The sequence below is a fragment of the Mycobacterium sp. MAC_080597_8934 genome (assembly GCF_000523975.1).
GTDB lineage: Bacteria > Actinomycetota > Actinomycetes > Mycobacteriales > Mycobacteriaceae > Mycobacterium > Mycobacterium avium.
Genome location: NZ_JAOS01000028.1, coordinates 164,327 through 178,489 on the forward strand (window position 1 = coordinate 164,327; position 14,163 = coordinate 178,489).

General features: G+C 71.2%; 17 protein-coding genes. 10 read left to right on the plus strand and 7 right to left on the minus strand.

Features of this window, described 5'->3' with window-relative positions; all coding sequences use genetic code 11:
• From NF20_RS15885 to NF20_RS15895, 3 genes are read left to right on the plus strand one after another with little or no spacing between them, the layout of a single operon-like run.
• Complete coding sequence (locus NF20_RS15885; RefSeq protein ID WP_003874625.1) at positions 1 to 201, plus strand: hypothetical protein; 201 nt, start codon at positions 1 to 3, stop codon at positions 199 to 201.
• 60 nt (positions 202 to 261) lie between these two features.
• Complete coding sequence (locus tag NF20_RS15890) at positions 262 to 1,047, plus strand: alpha/beta fold hydrolase (RefSeq protein ID WP_011725913.1); 786 nt, start codon at positions 262 to 264, stop codon at positions 1,045 to 1,047.
• 1 nt (position 1,048) lies between these two features.
• Positions 1,049 to 1,351: an MGMT family protein gene (locus NF20_RS15895; RefSeq protein ID WP_009978664.1), complete on the plus strand. Its 303-nt coding sequence runs from the start codon at positions 1,049 to 1,051 to the stop codon at positions 1,349 to 1,351.
• On the opposite strand, the gene NF20_RS15900 is transcribed toward NF20_RS15895, so the two are convergent.
• From NF20_RS15900 to NF20_RS15910, 3 genes are all read right to left on the minus strand, one after another.
• Positions 1,348 to 2,202, minus strand: coding sequence for a TIGR02569 family protein (locus tag NF20_RS15900; RefSeq protein ID WP_003874622.1), 855 nt, complete (start codon positions 2,200 to 2,202; stop codon positions 1,348 to 1,350). The genes NF20_RS15895 and NF20_RS15900 overlap by 4 nt on opposite strands.
• A 35-nt stretch (positions 2,203 to 2,237) precedes the next feature.
• Positions 2,238 to 3,434, minus strand: a complete 1,197-nt coding sequence (moeZ, locus tag NF20_RS15905) for an adenylyltransferase/sulfurtransferase MoeZ (protein ID WP_009978667.1) — start codon at positions 3,432 to 3,434, stop codon at positions 2,238 to 2,240.
• A 90-nt stretch (positions 3,435 to 3,524) separates the two neighbouring features.
• The gene (locus NF20_RS15910; RefSeq protein ID WP_011725917.1) at positions 3,525 to 4,664 is read right to left on the minus strand and encodes a DUF3152 domain-containing protein; all 1,140 of its coding nucleotides are present in this window, start codon (positions 4,662 to 4,664) and stop codon (positions 3,525 to 3,527) included.
• Positions 4,665 to 4,768: 104 nt separating this feature from the next.
• Between NF20_RS15910 and NF20_RS15915 the strand changes: the two genes are divergently transcribed.
• Positions 4,769 to 5,455 carry a TetR/AcrR family transcriptional regulator gene (locus NF20_RS15915; RefSeq protein ID WP_003874619.1) on the plus strand — a complete coding sequence of 229 codons (687 nt, stop codon included), beginning with the start codon at positions 4,769 to 4,771 and terminating at the stop codon, positions 5,453 to 5,455.
• Positions 5,456 to 5,463: 8 nt separating this feature from the next.
• Here the strand turns inward: NF20_RS15915 and NF20_RS15920 are convergent, their stop codons facing one another.
• Entirely contained in the window at positions 5,464 to 5,733 is a 270-nt protein-coding gene (locus NF20_RS15920; protein ID WP_003878902.1) for a DUF3107 domain-containing protein, read from the minus strand.
• Between the two features lie 212 nt (positions 5,734 to 5,945).
• Here NF20_RS15920 and NF20_RS15925 point away from each other — a divergent pair, with 212 nt between their 5' ends.
• Entirely contained in the window at positions 5,946 to 6,683 is a 738-nt protein-coding gene (locus NF20_RS15925) for an MmpS family transport accessory protein (RefSeq protein ID WP_033711654.1), read from the plus strand.
• A 21-nt stretch (positions 6,684 to 6,704) separates the two neighbouring features.
• Here the strand turns inward: NF20_RS15925 and NF20_RS15930 are convergent, their stop codons facing one another.
• A complete protein-coding gene (locus NF20_RS15930; protein ID WP_023863225.1) occupies positions 6,705 to 7,424 on the minus strand; it encodes a ferritin-like fold-containing protein in 720 nt (239 codons plus the stop codon).
• Between the two features lie 269 nt (positions 7,425 to 7,693).
• Here NF20_RS15930 and NF20_RS15935 point away from each other — a divergent pair, with 269 nt between their 5' ends.
• Positions 7,694 to 9,211 (plus strand): DEAD/DEAH box helicase, encoded by a 1,518-nt coding sequence (locus NF20_RS15935; RefSeq protein WP_033711656.1) that lies wholly within the window; start codon positions 7,694 to 7,696, stop codon positions 9,209 to 9,211.
• Positions 9,212 to 9,228: 17 nt separating this feature from the next.
• Entirely contained in the window at positions 9,229 to 10,455 is a 1,227-nt protein-coding gene (locus NF20_RS15940; protein ID WP_033711657.1) for a hypothetical protein, read from the plus strand.
• A 158-nt stretch (positions 10,456 to 10,613) separates the two neighbouring features.
• On the opposite strand, the gene NF20_RS15945 is transcribed toward NF20_RS15940, so the two are convergent.
• Positions 10,614 to 11,414 carry a ParA family protein gene (locus NF20_RS15945; protein ID WP_003874613.1) on the minus strand — a complete coding sequence of 267 codons (801 nt, stop codon included), beginning with the start codon at positions 11,412 to 11,414 and terminating at the stop codon, positions 10,614 to 10,616.
• 112 nt (positions 11,415 to 11,526) lie between these two features.
• Between NF20_RS15945 and NF20_RS15950 the strand changes: the two genes are divergently transcribed.
• The 3 genes from NF20_RS15950 to NF20_RS15960 are packed head-to-tail and all read left to right on the plus strand — an operon-like array spanning position 11,527 to position 13,681.
• On the plus strand, positions 11,527 to 12,111 hold the full coding sequence (locus tag NF20_RS15950) for an acid phosphatase (RefSeq protein ID WP_031348494.1): 585 nt from the start codon (positions 11,527 to 11,529) through the stop codon (positions 12,109 to 12,111).
• Positions 12,108 to 13,202: an isochorismate synthase gene (locus tag NF20_RS15955; protein WP_033717349.1), complete on the plus strand. Its 1,095-nt coding sequence runs from the start codon at positions 12,108 to 12,110 to the stop codon at positions 13,200 to 13,202. Before NF20_RS15950 ends, NF20_RS15955 begins: the two co-directional genes overlap by 4 nt.
• The gene (locus NF20_RS15960) at positions 13,199 to 13,681 is read left to right on the plus strand and encodes a GNAT family N-acetyltransferase (RefSeq protein WP_033717350.1); all 483 of its coding nucleotides are present in this window, start codon (positions 13,199 to 13,201) and stop codon (positions 13,679 to 13,681) included. The genes NF20_RS15955 and NF20_RS15960 overlap by 4 nt, the downstream gene beginning before the upstream one ends.
• On the opposite strand, the gene NF20_RS15965 is transcribed toward NF20_RS15960, so the two are convergent.
• Positions 13,633 to 14,064, minus strand: a complete 432-nt coding sequence (locus tag NF20_RS15965; protein ID WP_033711664.1) for a hypothetical protein — start codon at positions 14,062 to 14,064, stop codon at positions 13,633 to 13,635. The two genes, NF20_RS15960 and NF20_RS15965, sit on opposite strands and share 49 nt — an antisense overlap.
• Positions 14,065 to 14,163 lie beyond the last annotated feature (99 nt).

Sequence of the window (14,163 nt, forward strand, 5' to 3'; positions counted from 1 at the left end):
ATGAAGGACGAACGCGGCTTTCCCATCGACGAGCCGCCTGAAGGCGACGTCGCCGAGCAACAGCGGCCCGTCGATACCGACGACGAGACCGGCCTGGACACCGAGTACGTGAGTGCGGGCGATCGCGAGGCCAACGAGGCCGACGTGATCGACCAGGCCTACATCGTCTCCACCGAGGACGAGTGGGATGACGACCGCTGAGCGCGGCACCGGGGCGGGCCGCCCGCGCACCGCGACCGCGGCGGCTGGCACCATCGACGGGTGACCGCGACATTGCATGTGCACCGCTACGGCCCGCCCGGTCCGGCGCGGATCCTGGCGCTGCACGGGTTGACCGGGCACGGGCAGCGCTGGCAGCACCTGGCCGGCCTGCTGCCCGAATTCGCTTGGGCCGCACCGGATCTGGTGGGCCATGGCCGGTCCAGCTGGTCGGCGCCGTGGACCATCGACGCCAACATCTCGGCGCTGGCAGACCTGCTCGACGCGCAGGCCGGCGCGCCGGTGCTGGTGGTCGGCCACTCCTTCGGGGCCGGGCTGGCGATGCACCTGGCCGCCGTGCGCCCGGACCGGGTGGCGGGGCTGCTGCTGCTGGACCCGGCGATCGGGCTGGACGGCGCCTGGATGCGCGAGATCGCCGAGGCGATGCTGGCCTCGCCGGACTATCCCGACGCCGAGGAGGCGCGGCTGGAGAAGCTGCACGGCTCGTGGTCGGATGTCGAGCCCGCGCTGTTGGACGCCGAGATCGACGAGCACCTGATCGAGCTGCCCAACGGGCGGTACGGCTGGCGGGTGTGTCTGCCGGCGATGATGTCGTACTGGAGCGAGTTGGCCCGCGACCCGGTGCTGCCGCCGGCGCAGACGGCGACGATCCTGGTGCGCGCCAAGCGAACCGCGCCGCCGTACGTCGGCGACGAACTCATCGCGGCGCTGCAGGACCGGCTGGGATCGCGGTTCCGGCTGCTGGATTTCGACTGCAACCACATGGTGCCCTACGCCAAGCCCGACGACGTCGCCGCGCTGGCTCGCGAGCTGCTCAAGGCGCGCTGACGTGGCGCCGGTGACCGACGAGCAGGTGGAGCGGGTGCGGGCGCTGGTCGCGGCCATCCCGCCCGGCAGGGTCGCCACCTACGGCGACATCGCCGCTGTCGCAGGGCTTTCCAGTGCCCGCATCGTCGGCTGGATCATGCGGACCGACTCCTCCGACCTGCCGTGGCACCGGGTGATCACCGCCTCCGGGCGCCCGGCGCGGCACCTGCGGACCCGGCAGCTGGAACTGCTGCGCGCCGAAGGCGTGCTGGCCACCGACGGCAGGATCCCGCTGCCCGAGGTCCGGCACCGGTTCGGCGCTTAGAGCACCAGCCGGACCAGCGCCGCGGTGCGGGCCAGCCCCGGAAACGCCTCGGCGGTAGACCTGGGGTGCAGCGCGTGCACGGCCAGCCGAAACATCAACGCGCGCAACAACATCTGCGGCCACTCCGGCAGGGCGTTCCAGCGTTCGATGAGTCCGTCGTCGGCCTCCCCCCAGGACAACGCGTCGATGACCACCACTCCGGCCGCCCACGACGCGGGCCGCCAGTAGGGGGTGATGTCGGTGATCCCCGGCGCCGCCGAACCCACGAAAAGCACTGTGCCGTAAAGGTCGCCGTGCACCAGCTGGTTGGGGCTCTTGGTGGGCTTGCGCAGCGTGGCGAGCTGGTTGAGCAGCTCCACCGATCGCTGGGCGTCCGCCGTCGCGGGGGCCACCCGCGCCCCCGGCGGCACCGAGGCCAGCGGCCGTTCCTCCCAGGCGGCGCGGTCGGCGGCGATGAAGATGTCCACGTCGCCCCAGGGCGCCGTGGGCCCCTGGGTCAGGAAGCGGGGCCGCTCGAGTTTGCCCGTCGCCTCGTGCAGGCGCACCGCCGCCGAGACGACTTCGTCGTGCCGGGGCTCCGGCGTCCCCGCGACGAAGGTGTCGGCGCGCCACCCGGACACCACGTAGCGGCCGTCGGTGGAACGGACCGGGCGGGCCAGCCGCACCCCGTCGACGAACAGCGTCTCGCGGACCCGGGCGGACCAGGCCGCGCGCGCGTTGTCGGCCACCAGTGACAGGACGACTTCGCCGCACCGCCAGCCGCCCTCCCAGCTGGCACCCAGATAGACGGGTTTAACGCCGGCCAAACCGAACGCCGACAACACATGATCCGGCGGTGGCTCGACTGTCACACCGGTACTCTAAACGAGTCCAACAAGCGGGTTGGTCAGTACAGGATCATGTCGGGCTGCATCTGTTGCGCCCAGGCCACGATCCCGCCCTGCAGATGCACCGCGTCGCTGAATCCGGCCTGGCGCACCACCGCCAACGCCTGGGCCGACCGCACCCCGGTCTTGCAGTACAGCACCGGCATGCGGTCGGCCGGCAGCTTTGCCAGGCCCTCCCCGGAGTTGATCGACGACTGCGGGATCAGCTGCGCGCCGTCGAGGTGCACGATGTCGAACTCCACCGGTTCGCGCACGTCGATCAGCGCCAGCTTGGCGCCGGAGTCCAGCAGCTCGCGCAGCTGCCGCGGGGTGATGGCCGCCTCGGCCCCGCCGGTGGCGGCGTCGGTGGAGGCGGCCGGCGCGGCGCCGCACAGCTGCTCGTAGTCGACCAGCGTGGTGATGGCGGGCCGCGACGCGTCGCAGGGGTCGCGGCGGATCGCGATGGTGCGATAGCTCATCTCGAGCGCGTCGTAGATCATCAACCGGCCCAGCAGGGATTCGCCGATCCCGGTGATGAGTTTGATCACCTCGGTGCTCATCACCGAGGCGATGGAGGCGCAGACGACGCCCAGCACCCCGCCCTCGGCGCAGGACGGGACCGCGCCGGGCGGCGGGGGTTCGGGGTAGAGGTCGCGGTAGTTGAGTCCGCGGCCGTCCGGGGCGTCCTCCCAGCACACCGAGACCTGGCCCTCGAACCGGTAGATGGACCCCCACACGTACGGCTTGCCGGCCAGCACCGCCGCATCGTTGATCAGGTAGCGGGTGGCGAAGTTGTCGGTGCCGTCGACGATCAGGTCGTAGTGGCCGAACAGCTCGACGGCGTTGGACGCGTCCAGCCGGAACTCGTGCAGCCGCACGTCGACCAGCGGGTTGATCGCGGCGATCGAGTCGCGCGCCGAGGCGGCCTTGGACCGCCCGACGTCGGCCACCCCGTGAATGATCTGGCGCTGCAGGTTGGACTCCTCGACCGCGTCGAACTCGACGATGCCGATGGTGCCCACCCCCGCCGCGGCCAGGTAGAGCAGCGTCGGCGCGCCCAGCCCGCCGGCCCCGATCACCAGCACCCGGGCGTTCTTGAGCCGCTTCTGCCCGTCGACGCCGAGGCCGGGGATGATCAGCTGCCGGCTGTAGCGGGCCATCTCGTCGGCGGTCAGCTGGTCTGCGGGCGCCACCAGCGGCGGCAGCGGCGTGGACACGGGAAACGTCTCCTGCAGGTCGGTCGGCTCAGCGATTCGAGCCGTCTACCACCATCACAGCAGCCCGCCCACGGCGCGGCAACGAGGCCGCTAGGCGATCGGGTACGGCCAGGGATTGAAGCGGCAGGTCTTGCCGTCGGCCTTGACGACGTCGGGGTCGAACTGGGCGGCGTCGTTGTTGGACGTGGAGAACGTCTGCTGCATCATCACCGGCGCCAGCGCGCCCTGCTGTTCGCACGGCTCGTGGTGCAGGTAGCCGATGGCGTGGCCGACCTCGTGGTTGATCACGTATTGGCGGTAGGAGCCGACGTCCCCTTCGAACGGCACCGCGCCGCGCACCCAACGCGCCTCGTTGATGAAGACCCGCGCCTCCCGGTTGGCCCCGAATACCGGGTTGTAACAAGAGGTTTCGAGCCGGAATTCGTAGCCGCAGCCCTCGCGGACCGTCACCGGCGACACCAGCGAAATGCGAAAGTCCGGCTTGGCGCCGGCGGTCGCGTCGACCCGGATGAACGCGAACTGCGGGTTGTGCGTCCAGCCCTTCGGGTTGGCCAGCGTCTGGTCGACCATCTGAGCGAACGCGTCGTCGCCGCCGAACATGGTCGGGTCGATGCCGTTCTCCACCTCGACGCTGTACTTGAACACCTTGGCGGTGCCCTGACCGATCTGCGGTGTGACGCCGGGCACCACGTGCCAGGTCTTGTCGCCGGCTTCGGTGAACGGGCCGCCGTCGGGCAATGTGCCGGCCGGCAGGTTGGCGTCGAACGCGGCGAGCCCGCGCGGCGGGGCGTCGATGATCGTGGTGCCCACCGCGCCGATCGCGGTCGGGCTCTGGATCGGCTGGCTGGCGGTCGGTTTCGGCGAGCTGGTGCCCGTCACGGTCTGGTAGATGACGACGGCGGTGAGCACCACCAGCGCGGGCAGGGCGTATGCGCGCCAGCCGTAGGTGGAGACGAACCGCCCCAGCCAGGTCTGTTTGCGCCACTGCCGCGGCCGTTCCCGGTCTGCGCGGGTCCGCCCGGCTTCCCGGGCCAGCGGGTCGCGAAGCGCGCGCAACGGTTCGCGCCACTCGTCGCGCAGCACCGGCACACGACCCGTGCTGCGCGGGGGCCGCTGCGACGTCATTTTCCCAGGATTACACAGCCGCCCGGCCGCGCCGTCGGTGGCGCGCCCGAATCGGCCGCCGGACACCGCTTCTGCCAGCGACGACGACGTCGATGACGGTCGCATCAACCCCGCGGGTAGTAAGGTCTGTGCAACGAGCTGCGAGCGGCTGGCCCCGGTTTACCGACGGCCGGCCCTGGGCGATCAGGTGACGATCAGATGAGGACTCGATGAGCGAACTCGCCAAGATGCCGGCACGGCGTGCCGTCAAATCGGCTGACCGCGGTCGGCCGACGGACGGCGCCGCGGCTTCCAACCGGCGAGGCAACCGGTTGCCCCGCGACGAGCGGCGCGGCCAGCTGCTCGTCGTCGCCAGTGACGTGTTCGTCGACCGCGGCTACCACGCGGCCGGCATGGACGAGATCGCCGACCGGGCCGGGGTCAGCAAACCCGTTCTGTACCAACACTTTACGAGCAAGCTCGAGCTGTACCTCGCGGTGCTGGCCCGGCACGTGGAGAACCTGGTCTCCGGCGTGCAGCAGGCCCTGAGCACCACCAAGGACAACCGGCGGCGGTTGCACGCCGCGGTGCAAGCGTTTTTCGACTTCATCGAGCACGACAGCCAGGGCTACCGGCTGATCTTCGAGAACGACTACGTCACCGAACCCGAAGTGGCCGCCCAGGTGCGGGTGGCCACCGAATCCTGCATCGACGCGGTCTACGCGTTGATCAGTGAGGACTCCGGGCTGGACCCACACCGGGCGCGGATGATCGCGGTCGGACTGGTCGGCATCAGCGTCGACTGCGCCCGCTATTGGCTTGACTCCGACCGCCCGATCTCCAAGGCCGACGCCGTGGAGGGCACCGTCGCGTTCGCCTGGGGCGGGCTGTCACACGTGCCGCTCACCCGCTCGTAGGCGTGCCCTCAACGCCCCTTGCCGGCGTGCTTGCCGACCACCTCGGCGCCCACCCCGAAGCCGACTCGGCGCACGTCGGCGATGCCGATCTCGACGTAGGCGATCTTGGAGGTGTGCACCAGGAAGCGGCGGCCCCGCTCGTCGCTGAGGCGCAGCAGGTCCGACCCGTCGCTCAGCGCGGCGCTGACCAGTTCTTCGACTTCGTCGGGTGTCTGGGTGCTGGTCAGGACCAGCTCGCGTGGACTATCCGTGATACCGATCTTGACCTCCACGGTCACCCCTTCCGTAGGTATTCGAAGTCTGTCGCCGACATTGCCGTCGCGCCCCGTCAGCAGCAGGCTAGTAGACGCGGCCGGACCCCACCCGAGACAGTCCCACACTTCGCGGTCAGCGAAACTGCGGTCGCGGTGCGATAACGATTCGCTTGCAGGTTGTCTCGGGCACCCGTGCGATACCCGATCCGTGTTGTCACATGGCTAACTTCGGCCCCATGGGTACCACACTGCCGCACCTCGACGACCGGATCCGGGGTTACCCGGACGACGACGCTGACGACGCCTGCGACACCGACCCCTACCTGAACGCCGACTACAACTGGACCGGCTGGCCCGCCGACTCGCGCTGGCGGCCGGCCACCGCGATCGTCGGCGCCGTGGTGGCACTGGGCGCCATCGCCACCGCCGTCATCATCAACAGCGGGGACAGCGCGTCCACCAAGGCCACGGTGGGGGCGTCGGCCCCGCACTCGGTGACCTCGGCGCCCGCGACCACCAAGGCGTCCGTCCCGCCCAGCGCCTCCCCCAGCCCGTCGCGCCCGCTGCCGGCCGAGACGTTCACCACGGTCACCTCACCCAGCGCGGCGCCCAGCGTCGCGCCCAGCCTGACCCCCGGCGTCGCCCCGGCCCAAATCCCCACGGCCGCACCGCCTCTGGCGGCGGCGCCGACGGTCACGGTGGATCCGCGCACCGTCGTCTACAGCGTGAGCGGAAGCAAGCAGCTGCTGGATTTGGTCAACGTCGTCTACACCGACGCGCACGGGGTGCCGCAGACCGAGTTCAACGTGTCGCTGCCGTGGTCGAAAGTGGTGGTGCTGGAACCCGGCGTGCAGACCGAATCCGTGGTGGCGACCAGCTTCTACGGCCGGCTCAGCTGCTCGATCTTCAACGCCGCCGGCCAGCGGGTGGTCGCCTCGGCCAACGCCTCGAACATGGCGACCTGCGCCCGCTGAGCCCCAGGGCGGCGCCGCCGTTCAGCCCAGGCCCAGTTCCCGCATGCGCCGCTCGTGGGTCTGCTGCAGCCGGTCGAAGAACGCGTTGAGCTGGCCCAGCCCGCCGGCGCCGGACACCACCAGATCGACCAGCTCGTCGTGGTCGGCCAGCAGGTACTGCGCCTGGGTGATCGCCTCGCCCAACAGGCGGCGCGCCCACAGCGCCAGCCGGCTGCGCTGCTTGCTGCTGGAGGTGACGGCGGCGCGCACCTCGGCGACGACGAACTGCGAGTGCCCGGTCTCCGCCAGCGCGGCGCGCACCACGTCGGCGACCTCGTCGGGCAGCCCGTCGGCGATCTCCAGGTACAGGTCGGCGGCCAACGCGTCGCCGACGTAGGTCTTGACCAGCGCCTCCAGCCAGGTGCTGGGCATCGTCAGCCGGTGGTAGTTCTCCAGCGCCGAGACGTACTTCGACATCGCCGACACCACGTCGACGCCCCGGCTCTCCAGCGCGTCGCGCAGCTGCTCGTAGTGCTGCATCTCGGCGGCGGCCATGCTCGCCATCGAGATCCGTCCGCGCAGGTCGGGAGCCATCTTGGCCTCGTCGGTGAGCCGGTAGAACGCGGCGATCTCGCCGTAGGCCAGCACCGCGAACAGCTCGTTGACGCCCGGGTGGTCGGCCGACAGTCGGGGGGCGGGTGAATCGGCTGCTCGGTCGGCTTCTCTGGCTGCTTCGGAGGACTGGCAAGAGGACCGGGTCATGGCAACACTGTAGTCGGCTGACTTAGCGCAAAATGGGAGCCAGCTGTCGACCGGCTATCATGTAGGTAGATGGCGGTTGTATTTGTCTTCTATTGCCACCATCGGGGAAATGTGCGTGCACAGTTGGCCCGCCCGGACTGGGTTCCTCCAGCCCGAGCCGGAGCCGGCGACTCGGCGACGTATTCGGAGTCGGAACTGGTGCGCGCGTGACCGCAACAGAAAAACACCGACACAATCCGATACGTCACCGAGAGGCTATCTACCCACGCATGACCACACCCTCCAGCACAACTGAACTCACTTTTGCTCAACTCGGCGTCCGCGACGAAATCGTGCGCGCGCTCGACGAAAAAGGGATTCAACACCCTTTTGCGATCCAAGAACTGACCCTGCCGCTGGCGCTGGCCGGCGACGACCTGATCGGCCAGGCCCGCACCGGCATGGGCAAGACCTTCGCCTTCGGGGTGCCGCTGCTGCAGCGCATCACGGCCGGCACCGCCCCGCGGGCGCTGAACGGCACCCCGCGCGCGCTGGTCGTGGTGCCCACCCGCGAGCTGTGCCTGCAGGTGACCGATGACCTCACGCTGGCGGCCAAGCACCTGACCGCCGACGGCGGCCGCCCGTTGTCGGTGGTGCCCATCTACGGCGGCCGCCCCTACGAACCGCAGATCGACGCGCTGCGCGCCGGCGCCGACGTCGTGGTGGGCACCCCGGGCCGGCTGCTCGACCTTGCGCAGCAGGGCCACCTGCAGCTGGGCGGGCTGTCCGTGCTGGTGCTCGACGAGGCCGACGAGATGCTCGACCTGGGCTTCCTGCCCGACATCGAGCGCATCCTGCGGCAGATCCCCGACGACCGGCAGTCGATGCTGTTCTCGGCGACCATGCCGGACCCGATCATCACGCTGGCCCGCACGTTCATGAGCCAGCCCACCCACATCCGGGCCGAGGCGCCGCATTCGGCGGCCACCCACGACACCACGGTTCAGTACGTCTACCGGGCGCACGCCCTGGACAAGGTGGAGCTGGTCAGCCGGGTGCTGCAGGCCGAGAGCCGCGGCGCCACGATGATCTTCACCCGCACCAAGCGCACCGCGCAGAAGGTCGCCGACGAGCTGGCCGAACGCGGCTTCAAGGTCGGTGCGGTGCACGGGGACCTGGGGCAGGTGGCACGGGAGAAGGCGCTCAAGGCCTTTCGGACCGGCGACATCGACGTGCTGGTGGCCACCGACGTGGCGGCCCGGGGCATCGACATCGACGACGTCACGCATGTCATCAACTACCAGATTCCCGAGGACGAGCAGGCCTACGTGCACCGCATCGGCCGCACCGGCCGCGCCGGCAAGGCCGGGGTCGCGGTCACCCTGGTGGACTGGGACGAGCTGGCCCGCTGGGCGCTGATCGACAAGGCGCTGGGGCTGGACGTTCCCGAGCCCGCCGAGACCTACTCCAATTCGCCGCACCTGTACGAAGAGCTGGGCATCCCGGCCGGTGCCGGGGGCCGGGTGGGCGCCGCCCGCAAGCCGCAGGGCCCGCGCCGCAGCGCCGAGCGGGCGACCGGAAAGCCGGATCAGAAGTCGGAGACAGCCACGCGGCGCTCGGGCACCCGGCGCCGACGCACCCGCGGCGGCCAGCCGGTCAGCGGGCACCCGTCGGGCAACGGAGCCGCGAGCAGCAACGGCGAGGCGGCCGCGGACGCACCGGCCGGCTCCCCGCCGGGCAACCCCGGCTCCAGCCGGCGCCGACGCCGGCGTCGCAAGCCCGCGGACGCCACCGCGCAGAGCAACTAACGCCCCGGCGCCGACGCATGGTCAGACCCGAGCGGCGGACCAGGGGCGACATCGTGGCCGCCGCGACCATCGCCGTCGTCGTCGCCGCGACCGCCGCGCTGATCTGGTGGACCAGCGACGCCCGGGCAACCGTCAGCCGCCCGGCGGCCGTGCCGGCGCCCAACCCGAGCCCCGCCCGGCAAGTGCCGGCCAGCCTCAAACAGCTGTGGACCGCGGCCAGCCCGGCCACCACCGAGCCGGTGGTGGTGGGTGGGGTGGTCGCCACCGGTGCGGGCCGGCGGATCGACGGCCGCGACCCCGCGACCGGGCAGTCCCGCTGGAGCTATGCCCGCGACACCGACCTGTGCGGACTGTCCTGGATGTACCGCTACGCCGTCGGGGTGTACCGCGATGACCGTGGCTGCGGCCAGGTGAGCACCCTCGACGGTTCCACCGGCCGCCGCGGGCCGGCCCGCAGCGGCTACGCCGACCCGCGGGTGCGGCTGTCCTCCGACGGCATGACCGTGCTGTCGGTCGGCGACACCCGGCTGGAGCTGTGGCGCTCGGACATGGTGCGGATGCTCACCTACGGCGAGACCGACGCCCGGGTGAAGCCGTCGGCGCGCGGACTGCACTCGGGCTGCCGGCTGATCTCGGCCGCGGCCAGCTCGTCGGCGGTCTCGGTGCTGGAGAGCTGTGCGAATCAGGCCGACCTGCGGCTGGTGCTGCTGCGGCCCGGCAAGGACGACGACGAGCCCCAGCAACACATCGTGGCCGAGCCGGGCATCGCACCGGATTCGGGCGCCCGGGTGCTGGCCGTCCGGGAGGCCACCACCGCGGTGTATCTGCCGGCGCCGCGGCCGCGGGTCGACGTGATCGACGAAACCGGGACGACCGTGTCGAGCACGCCGCTGCCCAGACCGCCGTCGCCGTCGGCGGCGGTCTCGCACGCGGGCAGCGTGATGACCTGGTGGACCGGCGATTCGCTGATGGTCTTCGACGTCAACACCTTGGCGCTGCGCTACACCATCGCCGCCGGGGACAAGACCGCGCCGCTGGGGCCGGGGGCGATGATGGCGGGCCGGTTGCTGGTGCCCGTCACCGGGGCGATCGGCGTCTACGACCCGATCAACGGCGCCAGCGAACGCTACATTCCGGTGGACCGGGCGACCGGCGGCGCGCCACCCGGGGCCGCGGTGGTGCCGGCCGTGTCCGGGTCGCGGGTGTTCGAGCAGCGCGGCGACACCGTGGTCGCGCTGGGCTGATCGCGATCTGGGCCGTCGCTTCGGTTCGGGCCGTCGCTTCGGTTCGGGCCGTCGAGTGTGAATCGTTGGCCTTGCGTGTGTATCTGCGGCGGCGACACGCCGAGCGGGCTCGCCGTCAGCGCACACTCAAAGCCCAGCGACTCGGCCGCGCGCCGAGGCTAGACCTCGACGGTGAACGTGGGCAGCGGCTTGCCGGACTTCCAGTGCTTGAGCAGCGCCGCGGCCAGTTCGCCGTAGGCCGCCGCGCCCTTGTTCTTGCGGCCGGCCATCACCGACGACCCCGAGGCGCTGGCCTCGGCGAACCGCACGGTGCGCGGAATCGGCGGGGCCAGCACCGGCAGGCTGTAGCGGTCGGCGACGTCGACGAGCACGTCGCGGGTGTGCGTGGTGCGCGAGTCGTACAGCGTCGGCAGGGCGCCCAGCAGCCGCAGGTCCGGGTTGGTGATCTGCTGAACGTCGGCCACCGTGCGCAGGAACTGCCCCACCCCGCGATGCGCCAGCGTCTCGCACTGCAGCGGCACGATGACCTCGTCGGCGGCGGTCAGCCCGTTGAGGGTCAACACCCCCAGCGACGGCGGACAGTCGACGATCACCACGTCGAACCGGTCGGCGAGTTTGGCCAGCGCCCGCTTGAGCGCGTACTCGCGCCCGGCCCGCATCAGCAGCATCGCTTCGGCCCCGGCCAGGTCGATGTTGGCCGGCAGCAGCGTCATTCCCTCCGCGGTGTCCACCAGCGCGGCGTTGGGCTCGACCTCGCCGAGCAGCACCTCGTGCACGGACACCGGCAGCTTGTCGGGATCGTGGCCCAGCGAGAAGGTCAGGCAACCCTGCGGGTCGAGGTCGACCAGCAGCACCCGCTTGCCCTCGTCGACCATCGCCGCGCCCAGCGAGGCGACCGTCGTCGTCTTGGCTACGCCGCCCTTCTGGTTGGCCACCGCCAGTACCCGGGTCTTACTCACCAGCGCCCGCCCCTTTTCATCGCCGCGCGTTTACAGTGCCATCCTGGCATGTTCGCCCGCCAGACGCTTGGGCCCAGCGGCCCCAGCATGTCGTCCGGCAGAATCACTGCACATGGGCTTGCACAACCACCGTCTGGTGCTGCTGCGCCACGGCGAGACCGAGTGGTCGAAAACGGGTCGGCACACCGGCCGCACCGAGGTGGAGCTGACCGAGGCCGGCCGGACGCAGGCCGAGCGCGCCGGCCGGGCGCTGAGCGAGCTGAAACTCGTTGAGCCACTGGTGATCAGCAGCCCGCGGCAACGCTCGCTGGCCACCGCGGAGCTGGCCGGGCTGAACGTCGACGAGGTGTCCGAGCAGCTCGCGGAATGGGATTACGGCTCCTACGAGGGCCTGACCACTGAGCAGATCCGCCAGTCGGTGCCCGACTGGCTGGTGTGGACGCACGGCTGTCCGGGCGGCGAGAGCGTCGCGCAGGTCAGCGCGCGCGCCGATGCGGCCGTCACCGCGGCGCTGCGGCAGATGGAGTCGCGCGACGTGGTCTTCGTCAGCCACGGCCACTTCTGCAGGGCGGTGATGACACGCTGGGTGGAATTGCCGCTCGCCGAAGGCAGCCGCTTCGCCATGATCACCGCGTCGATCGCGGTCTGCGGATTCGAGCACGGGGTGCGGCAACTGCGGGCGCTCGGGTTGACGTGAACGACGAACCGACGTTCGCGCTGTGCGGGCCGACGCAAACCCTGGTCGCCGACGGCGTGCGGCGAAGCTACCGCGACGTGGCCGCCGCGCAGGCCGCGCTGCGCTCCCAAGAAGTGTCAATTGTGTTGGGCGCGTTGCCTTTCGACGTGCGCCGACCGGCCGCCCTGCTGACCCCGGATACCGTGAGCGTCAGCGACGGCCCACCGGACTGGCCGGCCCGGAAGCTGCCGTCGGTGCGGGTTGCCGCCGCCCTCCCCCCGCCGATCGACTACCGGGACCGGATCTGCCGGGCCCGCGAGCAGCTCGCCGCAACCGACAACCCGCTGCACAAGGTGGTCCTGGCCCGCGCCCTGCACCTGGTCGCCGACGCCCCGCTGGATGCCCGCACCATCCTGCGCCGGCTGATCGCCGCAGACCCGGGCGCGTACGGCTATCTCGTCGACCTCAGCGCCGCCGGCGACGACCATGCGGGCGTGGCGCTGGTGGGCGCCAGCCCCGAGCTTCTGGTGGCGCGCACCGGCGACCGGGTCGAGTGCCGGCCGTTCGCCGGGTCGGCCCCGCGTGCCGCCGATCCGGACACCGACGCGGCCAACGGTGCCGCGCTGGCGTCGTCGGCCAAGAACCGCCACGAGCATCAGCTGGTGATCGAGACCATCAGGGCCGCCTTGGAGCCGCTGTGCGACGACCTGTCCATCGCGGCCGAACCGCAGCTGAGCCGCACCGCCACCGTGTGGCACCTGTGCACGCCGATCAGCGGGCGGCTGCGCGATAGGTCAACCACTGCAATCGATTTGGCGCTGGCGCTGCACCCCACACCGGCGGTCGGCGGGGTGCCGACCGACGCCGCCGTCGAGCTGATCGCCGACCTGGAGGGCGACCGCGGCTTCTACGCCGGCGCGGTGGGATGGTGTGACGCCCGCGGCGACGGCCGCTGGGTGGTGTCCATCCGCTGCGCGCAGTTGTCGGCCGACCGGCGCAGCGCGCTGGCGCGGGCCGGCGGCGGTATCGTCGCCGAATCCGATCCCGACGACGAAGTCGCGGAAACCACAACGAAATTCGCCACCATACTCAACGCCCTGGACGTCCGATGAGCCACCAAATCCGCCGCGCCGCACCGCACGACGCCGCCGCCATCACCGAAATGATCCATGCGCTGGCCGAATTCGAGCGCGCCGCCGATCAGTGCACCGTCACCGAAACACGGCTCGCCGCAGCGCTTTTCGATGCGGCCCCGACGGTTCACGGGCATGTGGCCGAGGTGGACGGCACGGTCGCGGGGATGGCGCTGTGGTTCGTCAACTTCTCCACCTGGGACGGCGTGGCGGGGATCTATCTGGAAGATCTGTTCGTACGACCGGGGTTTCGCCGCCGCGGACTGGCCCGGGCATTGCTGGCTGCGCTGGCCGCCGAGTGCGTGCGACGGGGCTACACGCGGCTGAGTTGGGCGGTGTTGAACTGGAACACCGACGCCATCGCCCTCTACGACGGGATCGGCGCCCGGCCGCAGCGGGAATGGACCACCTACCGGCTGTCCGGGCCGCGGTTGGCGGAGCTGGCGGAGTCGTCCTGACCGCCGGCGGCCCAGCGCACCGCGGCCGGACTGAACAGCAAGCCCAGCACGACCAGGGCCACCGCGCCGGCCGGGATCCCGAAGCCGGGCCGATGCGACCCCACCGCCAGATACCAGGCGACCGGCAACAACAGCAGCTGGGTGATCACCGCCAGCCCGCGGCCCCACCGCTTGCCGCGGGTCAACGCGCGCCCCGCGCCGATCACCGCGGCGCCGACCAGCACGAACCAGCCCGCGGTGGCCAGGCCGTTGACCACATGCTGGTCGGCGCCGGCGATCCCGCGCACCACCAGCACCACCGCCACGACCAGCGCGGCCACCCCCTGCAGCAGGACGATCAGGCCGGCACGGCGAACGGCGGTCGGGGCGGCGGGCGTCGTCACAGCGTCAGCGTAGCCACGACACCCGTTCGACTCCTCCTCACGCCGCGCTGCGGCGCGCATCGTCGCACCGCTCGGTTCGATCGCGGCACTCCTCCTCGC